We start from the raw sequence: 13627 nt of genomic DNA on the forward strand, positions 1-13627 counted from the left end.
CTTCTAACTGTTAACTTCTAACTTTTCATAAAAGCGGCAAGATTCGCAAGGGCCATCTGGGTTGACTGCACAGCGCATGATTTCTGAATGAGCATTGTAGGAGCAGGTGGCATCGCCAACTACCCAACGTCCCGCTACCAAACTTTTTTCAGATGGTCGTTTAGCCGACTGCACATAAATGGCAATATTATGCAAGCGGTAGCGCCCTGCTCTAAGTTGGTATCGATGGCGGCGTTCTAAAACTGCGTAGGTTTTACCTTCAAAATCGAGATAGTTTCCGGGTTGGGGTGTCCAATCAAGTTGTACTCTACCGAGGGACTCACGCGGATGCGTCAGAATCACCTCGGTTTCTAAAGAGTCTGGCTCCATAAGCTTATGTGATTTGATTTACATTCTAAGGATGGTATTGCAATAGCTTCCTTTAGCTTACCGAATTTAGATTACAATTAATGTTTAACTCTTCTTTGCGAGAAATATACATACAGTAGGGGCGATCTGTGCACCGCTAAAAATTAAGGCAACCAAAAGTCAGGTAGGATAGATTTGCCAAAGTCACGCAAAGTTTGGTTGAGCGATCGCGCCACTTGTATATGCGCTTCATCCTCTTCTACAGCTAAAATCTCAGATGGCTGACCTTCTCCTAAATAAGACACCACCAAATTCGCCGCCTCCAAACCAGTAATATAAGCCTTTTCCTGTGACCAGGAACCATGACTGTTCACAATCCAATCCCCACTCATAAAGACATTTTCAAAACTTGTCTTAGCGGGCAACATATAACGATAACTACCAGGTGCAAAGTGAGTCACCGCTTGAGGCAGACGAATTACACTGCTATCAATGATCTTTGCCCCCCGAAACGCCGGTACACAAGTTGCTAAATAACCCTGAACTATTTGTAAAATCTCCTCATCACTCAAACTGAGAAACTGATTTGCGTGATAAAAATCAGCTTCTATAACTGTTCCTGGCTCATCCCGATATTCATCATGTAGAGCATTCAAATCAAAAAACGTCCAACCTGTACTTGTGTCGAATCCAAAACAAGCATTAGAAGGACGAGGAATATCAATTTTGCGGTCAAACCATAGCCGCGTTGCCAAAACATCAATTGCTCCTAAATTGCTCAAATTACGGAATTCTTCACAGCTTTGTAAACTAGGACTAGTTGAGACAATTTTCTTCATCCCTGTGATCCCAACCGCAAAAATCACTGCATCTGCTTCAATTACTTCATCGCCACAAACCACACCCTTTGCTCGATGATTACTATCAACAATTAAATCTGTAACTCGACGCTTGGGTAACACTCGCGCACCAGCTTTTTCGATACGTTCCACCCAAGGACGAAATATCTTTTCTCCAACAGTTCCCCGACACCAAACTACATCAAAATCCGGTTGATGAGCCAGAATAAAAAAGTAAAGCATCCCTAAAGTTGCTGCGGCTGAACACTGTTCGCCAGGGGCAAACAAGCCCACTAATAACATTGGTTCAAAAGCCTCGCGGTAAAGCCGTGCAGAAACGTTAAAGTCTTTGAACAACTCACGGGCAGTTACAAAATCATAGCGTCGCCAAGCTGCATCAGAATTATCAAAATCAACGACAGCATAAAGTAAAGGCAGGGCGCTGAGACGATCGATTAGTGGCAGCCGCTTAAACTGAGTGTAGAGAAAAGTTCCCAGTGGCGAGGGGAGCCGCGGTAAGTCTTGAAAAATCGGTGATTCAACTTCCAAACCTGCTGGCGAATATTGCGAAGAACGAGTCCAAGTAGTAAAAGGATTAATTCCTAATTCATTGATTAGGGAAAAAATATTTTTGTAAGGATACCAAAAGCCATGAATGCCCGCTTCAACAGATTTGCCGGCTGGTGTTTGCCAACCTGCCACCAATCCACCAGGATAGGGGCCTGCTTCTAGAAGTGTCACATCATAACCTTGTTTTGCCAAATGGTAGGTTGCTCCTAAACCAGCCCAACCAGCACCTATAACTACCACCCGTTTTTGTTGTGACCCTTCTACCATCACAGCCTCCAATTGTTGCAGTCCATCAACTAATGTATACGAACTTGTGTTCTGATCAGGCAATGGGTTGTAACTATAACGATTTTCGTTGGGATGCAATAGGCGCTTTGAGCGCACATCTGTGCGCCCATACCATATCCCATTGAACTTAAAATAGCTATAGACTTTGAAAAAGGCTCAAGGCAAGCGGTTGAGTAAAAATCACTTGCGGTTAATGCTGAGTTGAGAGTATAACAGAAAACAGACTTAACTATTCATGAGGAATAATCATAATGAGTCAATTAGCAGATGTAAAATTTAGTCTGAATGACTTTGAATTACGAGATGGCATTTATTTTCCTAGCGATTATGAACAGTTGAATAATACTCAACATAAAAAAACATGGGACGCAATCGGGAAAACATATTATGGTTCCCAAAAAATTGAAAAGATTGCAGATACATCGCCCATTAAACAAGATTACACTCTGCTAACTGGCACACCTGGAGGGACTTGGAACAAATTTCCATTGAATAAATCTGTTGGCTCTATTCTAGAGATTGGTTCTGGTTATGGTCGCGCACCTTTGCATCTCTCGAAAGCGAAAAATCTGAGATGTGAAAAATATTATGGAATTGATATTTCTGAGCCTTTGTTGCGGCGGTTAATTAAGGTTAAACAAGAATATAATTTTTTTCCAGAGGCTGAATTTAACTTGATTTGCACTTCTGCTGAAATATTGCCTTTAGAAGATAATTCTATAGATTTGGTAATTTCTAACTGCGTTTTTATGCATATACCAGATGCACAATTAAGAAGTTTGTTAGCTGATATATCTCGTGTACTAAAACCTGGTGGAATTTTTGTTTTTAATCATTCCTTTCACAATAAGTCTTGTCCTTCTCATATTATCCACAATTTTATCAGAAGGCTGAATCCATTTGTGAGAAATCCAGTTTATCTCAAGCAATATTCTGCTACTGAAATAAATGAAATGTTAGCGACTGCTGGCATCCAAACTAAGTGCCCACAATACATCGTCGAACCAACGCAAGAATATGCAATTTTGCCGGAAACCATTAAAGGAATTCCAGTGCCCTTTGCTAATGCTATTAACAGAAGTCTTAAACCATCAGATGCTTTAAAAGAAACTTTGGCCTATGGTTTTAGTGCCTACAGCACGAAACTGGACTAATTAAAAACTATCTTGTTATCATTAGTATTCGACAACCTAAAATTGCTGGGTAAGAGTGGGAAGTAGAGACGCGATTCATCACGTCTCTATGGAGTCAGGAAATTACAAACTTTTTACCCCGCAAAGTAGCCAAAGTGCAAGATTTTTTTATTAACTGAATACAAAGAATCTACAGAGGCATAACATTGTTGTGCCTTTGTTTTTGCAAGAAAACCTTTTAAACAATAAAATCTAAAAGTGTAGATACGTTTGTAGTATCTTGCACAACAGCAATTAGGTCACTATTTCTGTAAATCAGGGTATCTAAGGCTGCGGTACCGATGAAATTAGAGGTTTTTTGAAGACTGTAAGCATTGATACTACCACCAATCCTAATTTTGTCACCTTCCGATCGCTTGAAGTCTGTGATGATGGCATATCCACTACCCAAATAATCAATGTTGGTGCTAAAAGATCCATTAAAACCAAGGCTGAATGTATCCGTCCCAGCACCGCCAGTATACCTGTCAATTTCGCTACTATCACCGCCGTAGCCACTCAAGAAATCATTGCCTGCACCACCAAGCATTGTGTCATTTCCACGTCCGCCGTACAGCAGATCGTTACCATCTTGACCACTCAAGTAATCATTACCTGCGGGAGTACCGCTACCATTAGTGATTTCGTCACCAAAGAGGACATCACCACCTATTCCACCATAAAGTGAGTCATTACCAGTTCCACCGATCAGGTTATCGATGCCATCACCACCGTAAATATAATCGTTCCCACCTTTACCTTGAAGGTAATCGTTTCCTCCCAAACCACTCAGGAAATTTGAGTATTCATTTCCTGTAATCTCATTGTTGAGGTTGTTGCCAATGCCATAGTAAGCAGTATTTGCATACAACAATGTTAAATTCTCCAGGTTTGCCCCTAGAGTGTAGCTAGAATAGGATAGAACCGTATCAGTTCCCTCGTTAGTATATTCAGTAATCGTGTCAGCCGTATCTCCTGTTTGTGCAGAAATCAGGTAAGTATCATTACCTGTTCCACCAAGTAAAATATCTGTGCCTGCTCCACCCCATATAAAGTCATCACCTGCTTCACCAAAAATAACATCGTTGCCATTGTCTCCAAAGAGGTAATCTTTGCCTGCACGGCCTAAGATGGTATCACCGCCCTCACCGCCATAAACATAGTCATCTCCCTCTCCAGCATCGATGATGTCGTCTCCGCCTTTGCCATAAATGTTATCGTTGCCTGCATAGCCAAAAATGGAGATGTCAGCGGATTCAGTACCGTTTAAATTGTCATTACCAGAAGTGCCGTAGATAGCAGCCATAAATAATCTCTTTTGCTATTTTTCTTAGGACTTACGCAAATGTAATATCTTTTTCGTAGAGGTTTTTCAGGGCGGAGTCTTTGCCTTTGCTATCCCATAACAGAAAATACATCTGCCAGTTGCGTGAGTCTTAACATATTCTTTCTCCAATACAAGTATTCTGTTTTTCAGATTTTCTTCATTGTTCGTAATCTAATTGATCAAGTTTTACCAACTTTTAGAGGTTAAAGTTGGTAAATTAGGGATTAATTGAGCTAATTCTTCCCTACGCAACTATGCCATTGGATTTATCGCCTCTTTGGATATCACTCAAAACTTCATTACTTGCCACATTTATCACTTTCTTCTTGGGTATTGCTGCTGCCTACTGGATGCTGGGATATCGTGGCAAAGGTAAATCATTGATTGAGGGTATCTTTATTGCGCCACTGATTTTACCGCCCACAGTTGTAGGCTTCTTGTTGCTGCTATTTTTTGGCAAAAATGGCCCTGTAGGGAAACTCATGCAGGCTTTTGACTTCACCATTGTCTTTACTTGGTATGGTGCTGCGATCGCAGCCACAGTAGTTTCTTTCCCATTAATGTATAAAACTGCACTGGGAGCCTTTGAACAAATAGATGGTAATCTGCTGCGAGTAGCTAGAACCCTTGGTGCAACTGAAGCCACAATCTTTTGGCGCATCAGTTTTCCCTTAGCGCTACCCGGCATTGTAGCTGCCACAATGCTAGCTTTTGCCCGTGCTTTGGGAGAATTTGGTGCGACATTGATGCTGGCTGGTAACATTCCCGGACAAACACAGACAATCCCAATGGCGATTTATTTTGCTGTGGAAGCGGGAGCGATGAACGAGGCATGGTTTTGGGCGATCGCAATTATGGTGATTTCTCTATCTGGAATTATTGCAGTCAACTTCTGGCAAGAATGGAGGGATAAGAAGAGGGGAGCAGGGAGCAGGAAGACGGAAGCGGGGGGAGAAATTCTATATACTCCGCACTCTAACTTTGAATCTGGTGGATTATTTATCAATATTGAAAAAATACTTCCTAGCTTTCATTTAAAAATTGCTTTCACTAGTGATGAGCAACCTTTGGGATTATTGGGGGGTTCTGGTGCAGGTAAGAGCATGATTTTGCGCTGCCTTGCGGGGATAGAAACGCCCACAATCGGGCGCATAGTTTTAAATGACAGAGTTCTATTTGACTCAGAAAAAGGAATTAATGTACCCAGCCGCGATCGCCGCATCGGTTTTTTAGTGCAAAATTATGCTCTCTTTCCGCACATGAGTGTGGCGCAAAACATTGCTTTCGGCTTGTCCAAAAAATTATCTGCTGGTAGTATTCGGGTGCAGGTAGAACAGCAACTAATAGCGATGCAGTTGCAGGGATTAGGCGATCGCTATCCGCACCAACTTTCAGGCGGTCAACAACAACGGGTAGCCTTGGCAAGAGCTTTGGCAAGTCAACCGGAAGCGTTACTTTTGGATGAGCCATTTTCCGCACTTGATACCCATTTACGTAGCCAATTAGAACAGCAAATGACAGAAACTCTAGCTGGCTATCAAGGTGTGACTCTATTTGTCACTCATAATATGGAAGAAGCTTATCGGATTTGCCCGAATCTGTTGGTATTGGAGCATGGTAGATCTGTTCACTATGGCAGCAAACATGATATTTTTCAGCATCCTACTACCGTTAGTGTTGCCCAACTTACCGGATGTAAAAACTTCTCTCGCCTTATTCTCCAGTCGTCGCAACAAGTGGAAGCAATTGACTGGGGTTGTACTCTTCAAGTAATTGAACCAATCAAGAGCGAATTATCCCACGTCGGCATTCGTGCCCATCAATTCATTTTTACCAACGACTCATCACAGGAAAATACTTTTCCCTGCTGGGTGGTACGAACAAGTGAAACGCCCCACCGGATGACGTTGTTTCTCAAACTACATTCGGCTGGCAAGAATTCTCAAGATTACCATCTGCAAGCTGAAGTCTTCAAAGAAAAATGGGTGACTATGAAAGAGCAGCCTTTTCCTTGGTATGTGCGTTTAGATCCTCTGCGCTTGATTTTGATGGAGTGAACGCAGAGATATATGGGACGCGGGAAATTTTTTTAAAGAATATTACTTCAAGCGCCCAGACCCAAAGAGTCTGAGCGCTTGAATATTAGGTTGCAGAGAAACTTCTGCTAGTTCGGGGAATTATGCGGCCATCATTTGCATACTTCTGCAAGACTCTGCACACTTGCGACAAGCAGCAGCACATTCCATCATTTTCGCGTCATCCCTCATCATCTCACAGGCCATAGCAGTGCGATCGCACATTTCCGCACACAGCATACAAGTGCGTTCCATGAACTCAGAACCGCTCATCATCATATTCATGCACATCATGCACATTTCAGAGCAATCGCGCATCATGCTCATCATGCTCATCATGTTTTTGTCCATCTGCTTACCACCTTTGCTCATGCAGTAAGTCATGGTTTCCATGCACATTTTGTGACAGTCCATACAAGCATCCATACAAGCTTGCATTTCGGTAGTCATGGTTTCAGTCATCATCATCATCATCATAGGAAATACCTCTTGATTTTTTGATGCATAGATAGTGTCCTTGGAAGGACTACTCATAACATTAGTCTTACTTTTTTAAAGAGTCAATGGGGTTTTTAATTCAGGTTTTATAAGCCTACTATCCCGATATAATTACCGGAAAATCAAACTGAATCTACACTAGTTTAGTGTTGTTTTTTTGAGTATTGCTATGCATTAAGGATTAGAAACACCCATTTCAAAGTGGGGTTTTCTTAAGTAAGTCAACTTTCCATTGGGGATCAAAAGTTATAGTTAAATCTGGATCAAAAATAATGTCATTTTTTTTAACAAACGCCTAAACAAAGCATTTGTAAATTTATATTAATCCAGGGTTTATTAACTTATGTTAATGGAAGATAGGCACACTTAAAATTCGTAATTCCTAATAAGATTTAAACTCCATCTACAAAGCTATGTCTGAAGGTAGGGATAAAAAACCCTATACTTAATTAAGAGAAATCAAGCTTACAACGCGGAATAAAAATCGGTTTTCTGCATACCCAATAACCAATACCAATTTTCAAGCTAGAGCATTTTCTAAATCAGCTTGCAAATCTTGCTGATGTTCAATTCCTACCGAAAGACGGACTAAATTATCCTTTATTCCCCGCTGAAGTCGTTCTGCTTCTGGTAGAGAACCGTGGGTCATTTTCGTTGGATAGCAAAGCAGGGATTCCACACCGCCTAAACTTTCAGCCAGCAAAAATAACTTGAGTCGAGAAGCGAATCTTTCAACCTCAGCAAAACCACCCTTTAATTCCAAACTAATCATCCCCCCAAAGCCAGACATTTGCTCTTTTGCTAATTGATGCTGTTCATGACTGGATAACCCTGGATAATAAATGCGCTCGATTTTGGGATGCTTTTCTAAAAATTCAGCTAAAAATAAAGCGTTTTTTTCATGTTCTCGCATTCTCACAGCCAGAGTTTTAATTCCTCGCAGCACTAACCAGCTATCAAAAGGACTAGGAATCGCTCCGATCGCATTTTGATAAAACTTTAGTTCAGTGTATAGTTGCTCGTTAGATGTGATAACTGCGCCACCAATAATATCGCTATGTCCCCCTAGATATTTGGTAGTGCTGTGAACCACAATGTCAGCACCTAAATCTAACGGCGTTTGAAAATAAGGACTAGCAAAAGTATTATCAACTACTAAGATGATATTATTTCTACGGGCAATATTTGCTAGTGCGGCAATATCAATAATTTTTAACAGAGGGTTAGTAGGGGTTTCAATCCAAATCAGCTTAGTATTTGGTTGAATGGCAGTTTCAAAATCAGCCATGTTATCAATATCTACATAGCTAGTTGTAACACCCCAGTTTTTTACAACTTTTTCTAGCAACCGATAAGTTCCACCATACAAATCATCACCAGCAACAATATGATCGCCATTTTTGAGTAGACTTAATACTGTGGTAGTTGCAGCCAAGCCAGAGGCAAATGCCAAACCAAATTTTCCATTTTCAATAGAAGCTAAAGCCTCTTCTAAAGCTGTACGAGTGGGGTTTCCCGTGCGAGAATATTCATATCCTTTGTGTTGACCTATGGCTTCTTGTTCATAAGTAGAAGTCAAATAAATGGGGACAATAACAGCACCCGTTTGTGGGTCCGATTGCTGACCTTCATGAATTGCTCTAGTCTCAAATTCCATAATTTCCTCTTAATTATTCTTGGTTTTGGCTAATCCAATATCTGATTAAATCGGCTCTGGTAATTAAGCCAATCGGAACATCATGCCGCTTAATAATAATCCCGGTGCTTCCTGATAACAACACTCGATAAGCTTCAGAAATATCTACTTCTTCATCGAGAATCGGCAGTGGTTTCCCCATAACTGCCGAAACTTCCTGGTTAGAAAAGTTGATGCCATCATGGAGAAATTTCATTAAAGAGGCTTCATTGACGCTTCCTACTACATGATTATTATCAATCACAGGTAGCTGTGAGATATTCAGCTTTTGTAGGTAGTTTGTGGCTTTACTTAAGGTATCACGGGGACTGACAGCAACTAGAGAAGGAAAATCTGTTTTTTGAGCAAGAATTTCACCAACTTTGATACTTTTTACTGTTGTACCTTCCCAAAAACCATTTTCCTGCATCCAGGCATCGGAGTAAATTTTATTAATGTAGTTTCTTCCCGTATCTGGTAATAGGGTTACAATATACTTCGGCTCTGTTAATCTGGCTGCATACTTGAGCGCTGCGGCTACTGCTGTACCACAAGAACCTCCTACTAATAAACCTTCTTCTCGTGCTAAACGACGAGCTATATTAAAAGATTCTTTATCGCTAACCCGAACCATTTCATCGACTAATTGACGATTAAATGTCTTGGGAATAAAGTCTTCACCAATCCCTTCAACTTTGTAAGATTTGGGTGTGTCACCAGAAAGAATTGAACCCTCTGGATCTGCACCAACAATTATTATATTTGGATTTTGCTCTTTCAGATATTTAGCAACTCCTGAAATTGTACCACCTGTGCCCATACCTGCAACAAAAACATCAACTTTACCATTACTATCTGACCAGATTTCTGGGCCTGTAGTTAAATAATGAGCTAACGGATTATTTGGGTTTTCAAATTGATTTGGTCTATAGGCTCCTGGTATTTCTTTGGCAAGTCTTTCCGCTACACCGTTATAACTTTCTGGCGAGTCAGGCGGTACAGATGTGGGAGTAACAACTACTTCTGCACCGTAAGCTTTGAGTAGGTTGATTTTATCCTGGCTCATTTTATCAGGCATGACAAAAATACAGCGATATTTTTTTACTGCTGCAATTAATGCCAGTCCCACACCAGTATTACCTGCGGTAGCTTCAATAATCGTGCCACCGGGTTGTAGTTGTCCTGTTTTTTCAGCGGCTTCAATCATCGTGAGGGCAATTCTATCTTTGGTACTCCCGCCAGGATTGAGATATTCTACTTTGGCATAAATACTTGAGTGAATACCTTCGGTAATTTTGTTTAGTCTGACTAATGGAGTTCTACCAATTGCTTGCAAAATGTTTTCATAAGTAGCCATATAGAAGTCCTAAATGATTTTTAAAACAATTTTTTTATTCTCTTCACGTTCTACTCTTTGGGAAGATAAGAAAATAAATGAATCTTAAAATGTTGGTTGTAGAGTTGATTGCAGTTTGAGTAAGCGATCGCTCGCTGTTTGTAATGTCTCAGGTCTTTTGCTAAAACAAAACCTGATCATCGACTGTTGCTAGCATCACAGATGCCATTGCTTCTGTGGAACCACAGGTAACGGTGATTTGGGTTTCGGGGTCTATATCTAAGCCGAGATACCAGCAGACTTTTTTGGCGATCGCACGCATGACGAAATAGGCATAGACGCGTTGGCGTTCGCGGAGCGTGTCGCAGACAAGCCTCTCGTAGAGAAGCGGCTTGTCGCCAGACATCGCCCCAAGTAATGGCATACTGATTAACATCTGCCTCTATTGCCTCATAAGCAGCCTGTTTCAACTCCAAGGGACAGGGAAAATCAGGGAACCCCTGCGCCAAATTCACCGCACTGTATTGTAGTGCAACCCTCGTCATTTCTCGAATCACCGACTCTGTAAACTGGTCTGCCTTCGCTGATATTTTTTGGCGCACAATCTCACTCACCCCTATACCTCCGTATTGCGGTTATGCGGAAATTTCTGTAAACCCAATACAATCCATAATATCGATAGATTTATCGTAGTATACTCAAATTCCAGATCCAGAGGGAATAGAACCTTATTATCTATATACTGAATTATTGAGATTAATAGTCAATTATTGAAGGTACTGATCCAGAATCATCATGAAATCTTTGCACCGTCCCGATCTGTATAGCTGGTCTAATTTCAATCCGGCAAGAAATATTGATTTCAATGGGATTGCCTGGATTCGCCCAGATGGCAACATCTTGATTGACCCAGTAGCCCTATCAAACCATGATTGGAATCATCTGAAATCCCTCGGTGGTGTGGTTTGGATTGTGCTAACGAATTCCGAGCATGTCAGGGCAAGTAAAGAAATTGCCGATCAAACCTATGCTAAGATAGCCGGCCCTCTGGCAGAAAAAGACAATTTTCCTATACATTGTGATCGCTGGCTGTCTGACGGTGAAGAATTTGTTCCAGGACTAGAGGTGATTGAACTCCACGGTTCTAAAACTCCTGGTGAATTAGCTCTGTTACTGGAGGAGACAACTTTAATTACAGGGGATTTAGTCCGGGCACGCAAAGCAGGTAGCTTGACGATTTTACCAGATGACAAGCTGCTGAATCGAGAGGAGGCTGTTGCTTCTGTGCAGAGGTTGGCTCAATTAAGTCGGGTAGAAGCAGTGCTGGTAGGGGATGGTTGGCCTGTTTTCCGTGATGGACGCGATCGCTTGCAAGAACTTGTAGCGACGCTGTAAATGGGTGGGGCGATTGGTCATATCATGTCCACCCAAAAGACCTCTCCCTGGTTTTACTACGCAAAACCTGTCCCTCTCCGACTCGGAGAGGGACAGACTTGAACTTTAGTTCAAGGCAGAGAGAGGTCTGGCAAAATAACGTTGCTTGGCTGATGTGGCTAGGAGTTCATTTAGTATATCTTCCTGGCTATCACAGTCGTTTCCTAGTATTACTTACTTGGCTTCACACTTACCTATTCAGCGATCGCTCAGTTCGCTTAATTCTGTCTGTGAAAAAACGTTAGCTTTCAAAGCGGATGGTTGTCCCGTCTTCCGCGATGGAAGCGATCGCTTGCAGAAACTTGTAGTAAAGCTGTAAATGGGTGGGTAGTGGAGCAAGCGGCACAGGCAGGAATGTTGATATCTCCTGGCTATAAGTGGGATAGTTAACGCTACAGTTGAGTGAAATAATATCACATAAGCTGAGATAGCCAATAATAGCGCCTGGATTTGACTCTGTTTAATTATCAGGAGCAAAGTGCGATTCTCCTGTGGAAAGGCTGCGCGATCGCGTGCAGAATATTTACAAGTGTTGCCTAAAATTATGGATAATTCCCCAGTGGTCGCTCAAGCAGATGCATCCTTAGCAAATTACACTCAGGAAAGTATACATCTAGTGGAGTCAACAGTTGGATTGAATTCACCACCGAAGGAAAAAATAGGAAGTGACTTTGACTCTCGCATGATGCTGCGGTGTTTGGAACTTGCTCGCCGCGCTTTAGGACGTACTTCGCCAAATCCGCTAGTGGGAGCAGTGATTGTCAAGGATGGCGAGATTGTCGGCGAAGGGTTTCATCCTCGTGCAGGTGAGCCTCATGCAGAAGTGTTTGCCTTGAGGGCAGCAGGCGTTGGCGCAGCCTCTCCCCAGGAGAATCGCGCCCGTGGTGCAACAATTTATGTCAGCCTAGAACCTTGCAATCACTACGGACGGACTCCCCCATGTTCAGAAGGATTGATCCAAGCAGGGGTGGCAAAAGTGGTGGTAGGTATGGTTGACCCCAATCCACTGGTAGCTGGAGGTGGTATTGCCCGTTTACGTGCGGCGGGGATCGAGGTGTTGGTAGGAGTAGAAGAGTCTGCTTGTCATCAGCTAAATGAAGCTTTTGTACATCGCATTCTCTACAAGCGACCTTTGGGAATTTTAAAGTATGCCATGACTTTAGACGGCAAAATTGCTACCACCTCCGGTCACAGCGCCTGGGTGACAAGCCAAGAAGCCCGCAATGAAGTACATCAGTTGCGGGCGGCTTGCGATGCAATAATTGTCGGTGGTAATACAGTCCGACAAGATAATCCTTACTTAACCACCCGTCAGGTGGAGGCACATAATCCCCTGCGGGTGGTAATGAGCCGCCATCTCAACTTACCGGAAAGTGCCCATCTCTGGCAAACTGCGGATGCTCCAACTTTGGTGTTAACAGAGAAGGGTGCTAATCCCGACTTCCAAGAACTGTTGCTCAAGCAGGGGGTGGAGGTGGTGGAATTAACATTACTTACACCAGATAAGGCAATGGCGTACTTGTATGAGCGGGGTTTTTGTAGCGTCTTGTGGGAATGTGGTGGTACCTTAGCTGCTAGTGCGATCGCTCAAGGAGCAGTGCAAAAAGTTTTAGCATTTATTGCCCCGAAAATCATTGGTGGTAGCATTGCTCCCACACCGGTGGGCGATTTAGGTTTTACTACCATGACTGAGGCGTTGTCTCTAGAACGGGTTCGTTGGCGTGTAGTAGGCTCTGACTGTTTAGTAGAAGGTTATTTCCCCCAAAAAGCAAATAGTCAATAGTAATAACACTTGACTATCAATCAATTCATCGTGATATTGCTCATAAACACTGACGTTCATGAGCCATATCACGTATAAGGGCTAGCCGAGATTGAATGTAGTGGCATAGAAAATCAGTTTCGTTAGAATCTAACAACACTTGCGTTTCGGTTTGTTTTACTAACCACTGCACCAAGCTAGCATCATCCAGTTGTAAGAGGAGCTTGGCTTGGGCAGTTTCAACCACTGACCAAAGCTGACGCATGATTGTAGGAGTCATCAGACCTCAATTGAATAATTAGC

At 42.3% G+C, this 13627-nt stretch carries 13 protein-coding genes; 5 read left to right on the forward strand and 8 right to left on the reverse strand.

Annotation, left to right across the window (positions count from 1 at the left end):
• Window positions 1-3: 3 nt before the first annotated feature.
• Window positions 4-369 (reverse strand): DUF6464 family protein, encoded by a 366-nt coding sequence (locus tag ACEYW6_RS18895; RefSeq protein ID WP_412980940.1) that lies wholly within the window; start codon window positions 367-369, stop codon window positions 4-6.
• Window positions 370-512: 143 nt separating this feature from the next.
• Window positions 513-2024, reverse strand: a complete 1512-nt coding sequence (locus ACEYW6_RS18900) for an FAD-dependent oxidoreductase (protein WP_412980960.1) — start codon at window positions 2022-2024, stop codon at window positions 513-515.
• Between the two features lie 272 nt (window positions 2025-2296).
• On the opposite strand from ACEYW6_RS18900, the gene ACEYW6_RS18905 reads away from it, so the two are divergent.
• Entirely contained in the window at window positions 2297-3199 is a 903-nt protein-coding gene (locus tag ACEYW6_RS18905; protein WP_412980941.1) for a class I SAM-dependent methyltransferase, read from the forward strand.
• 217 nt (window positions 3200-3416) lie between these two features.
• On the opposite strand, the gene ACEYW6_RS18910 is transcribed toward ACEYW6_RS18905, so the two are convergent.
• Complete coding sequence (locus tag ACEYW6_RS18910; RefSeq protein ID WP_412980942.1) at window positions 3417-4523, reverse strand: calcium-binding protein; 1107 nt, start codon at window positions 4521-4523, stop codon at window positions 3417-3419.
• A 275-nt stretch (window positions 4524-4798) separates the two neighbouring features.
• Here ACEYW6_RS18910 and modB point away from each other — a divergent pair, with 275 nt between their 5' ends.
• Complete coding sequence (gene modB / locus ACEYW6_RS18915; RefSeq protein ID WP_412980943.1) at window positions 4799-6601, forward strand: molybdate ABC transporter permease subunit; 1803 nt, start codon at window positions 4799-4801, stop codon at window positions 6599-6601.
• 120 nt (window positions 6602-6721) lie between these two features.
• Here modB and ACEYW6_RS18920 read toward each other — a convergent pair whose 3' ends face one another.
• From ACEYW6_RS18920 to ACEYW6_RS18935, 4 genes are all read right to left on the reverse strand, one after another.
• Window positions 6722-7093: a four-helix bundle copper-binding protein gene (locus ACEYW6_RS18920; RefSeq protein WP_412980961.1), complete on the reverse strand. Its 372-nt coding sequence runs from the start codon at window positions 7091-7093 to the stop codon at window positions 6722-6724.
• Between the two features lie 544 nt (window positions 7094-7637).
• Window positions 7638-8774 (reverse strand): cystathionine gamma-synthase, encoded by a 1137-nt coding sequence (locus ACEYW6_RS18925; RefSeq protein WP_412980944.1) that lies wholly within the window; start codon window positions 8772-8774, stop codon window positions 7638-7640.
• A 13-nt stretch (window positions 8775-8787) separates the two neighbouring features.
• A complete protein-coding gene (locus ACEYW6_RS18930; protein ID WP_412980945.1) occupies window positions 8788-10149 on the reverse strand; it encodes a cystathionine beta-synthase in 1362 nt (453 codons plus the stop codon).
• A 160-nt stretch (window positions 10150-10309) separates the two neighbouring features.
• The gene (locus tag ACEYW6_RS18935) at window positions 10310-10552 is read right to left on the reverse strand and encodes a hypothetical protein (RefSeq protein ID WP_412980946.1); all 243 of its coding nucleotides are present in this window, start codon (window positions 10550-10552) and stop codon (window positions 10310-10312) included.
• Between the two features lie 371 nt (window positions 10553-10923).
• Between ACEYW6_RS18935 and ACEYW6_RS18940 the strand changes: the two genes are divergently transcribed.
• From ACEYW6_RS18940 to ribD, 3 genes are all read left to right on the forward strand, one after another.
• On the forward strand, window positions 10924-11523 hold the full coding sequence (locus tag ACEYW6_RS18940) for an MBL fold metallo-hydrolase (protein WP_196510190.1): 600 nt from the start codon (window positions 10924-10926) through the stop codon (window positions 11521-11523).
• A 217-nt stretch (window positions 11524-11740) separates the two neighbouring features.
• On the forward strand, window positions 11741-11881 hold the full coding sequence (locus ACEYW6_RS18945) for a hypothetical protein (protein WP_412980947.1): 141 nt from the start codon (window positions 11741-11743) through the stop codon (window positions 11879-11881).
• A gap of 225 nt (window positions 11882-12106) precedes the next feature.
• Window positions 12107-13345, forward strand: coding sequence for a bifunctional diaminohydroxyphosphoribosylaminopyrimidine deaminase/5-amino-6-(5-phosphoribosylamino)uracil reductase RibD (gene ribD / locus ACEYW6_RS18950; protein WP_412980962.1), 1239 nt, complete (start codon window positions 12107-12109; stop codon window positions 13343-13345).
• Between the two features lie 40 nt (window positions 13346-13385).
• Here ribD and ACEYW6_RS18955 read toward each other — a convergent pair whose 3' ends face one another.
• Window positions 13386-13604: a hypothetical protein gene (locus ACEYW6_RS18955; RefSeq protein WP_190893672.1), complete on the reverse strand. Its 219-nt coding sequence runs from the start codon at window positions 13602-13604 to the stop codon at window positions 13386-13388.
• Between the last annotated feature and the right edge of the window lie 23 nt (window positions 13605-13627).

Origin of the sequence: Nostoc sp. UIC 10607 (genome assembly GCF_047228265.1) — a bacterium.
Classification (GTDB): Bacteria; Cyanobacteriota; Cyanobacteriia; order Cyanobacteriales; family Nostocaceae; genus Nostoc; species Nostoc foliaceum_A.

What these genes read in the sequence shown, in the direction of transcription:
- ACEYW6_RS18925 (WP_412980944.1), bottom strand. Translation starts at nt 8,774, where the DNA reads ATGGAATTTGAGACTAGAGCAATTCATGAAGGTCAGCAATCGGACCCA.
- ribD (WP_412980962.1), top strand. Translation starts at nt 12,107, where the DNA reads ATGGATAATTCCCCAGTGGTCGCTCAAGCAGATGCATCCTTAGCAAAT.
- modB (WP_412980943.1), top strand. Translation starts at nt 4,799, where the DNA reads ATGCCATTGGATTTATCGCCTCTTTGGATATCACTCAAAACTTCATTA.
- ACEYW6_RS18905 (WP_412980941.1), top strand. Translation starts at nt 2,297, where the DNA reads ATGAGTCAATTAGCAGATGTAAAATTTAGTCTGAATGACTTTGAATTA.
- ACEYW6_RS18930 (WP_412980945.1), bottom strand. Translation starts at nt 10,149, where the DNA reads ATGGCTACTTATGAAAACATTTTGCAAGCAATTGGTAGAACTCCATTA.
- ACEYW6_RS18895 (WP_412980940.1), bottom strand. Translation starts at nt 369, where the DNA reads ATGGAGCCAGACTCTTTAGAAACCGAGGTGATTCTGACGCATCCGCGT.
- ACEYW6_RS18935 (WP_412980946.1), bottom strand. Translation starts at nt 10,552, where the DNA reads ATGCCATTACTTGGGGCGATGTCTGGCGACAAGCCGCTTCTCTACGAG.
- ACEYW6_RS18910 (WP_412980942.1), bottom strand. Translation starts at nt 4,523, where the DNA reads ATGGCTGCTATCTACGGCACTTCTGGTAATGACAATTTAAACGGTACT.
- ACEYW6_RS18920 (WP_412980961.1), bottom strand. Translation starts at nt 7,093, where the DNA reads ATGATGATGATGATGACTGAAACCATGACTACCGAAATGCAAGCTTGT.
- ACEYW6_RS18940 (WP_196510190.1), top strand. Translation starts at nt 10,924, where the DNA reads ATGAAATCTTTGCACCGTCCCGATCTGTATAGCTGGTCTAATTTCAAT.
- ACEYW6_RS18900 (WP_412980960.1), bottom strand. Translation starts at nt 2,024, where the DNA reads ATGGTAGAAGGGTCACAACAAAAACGGGTGGTAGTTATAGGTGCTGGT.
- ACEYW6_RS18955 (WP_190893672.1), bottom strand. Translation starts at nt 13,604, where the DNA reads ATGACTCCTACAATCATGCGTCAGCTTTGGTCAGTGGTTGAAACTGCC.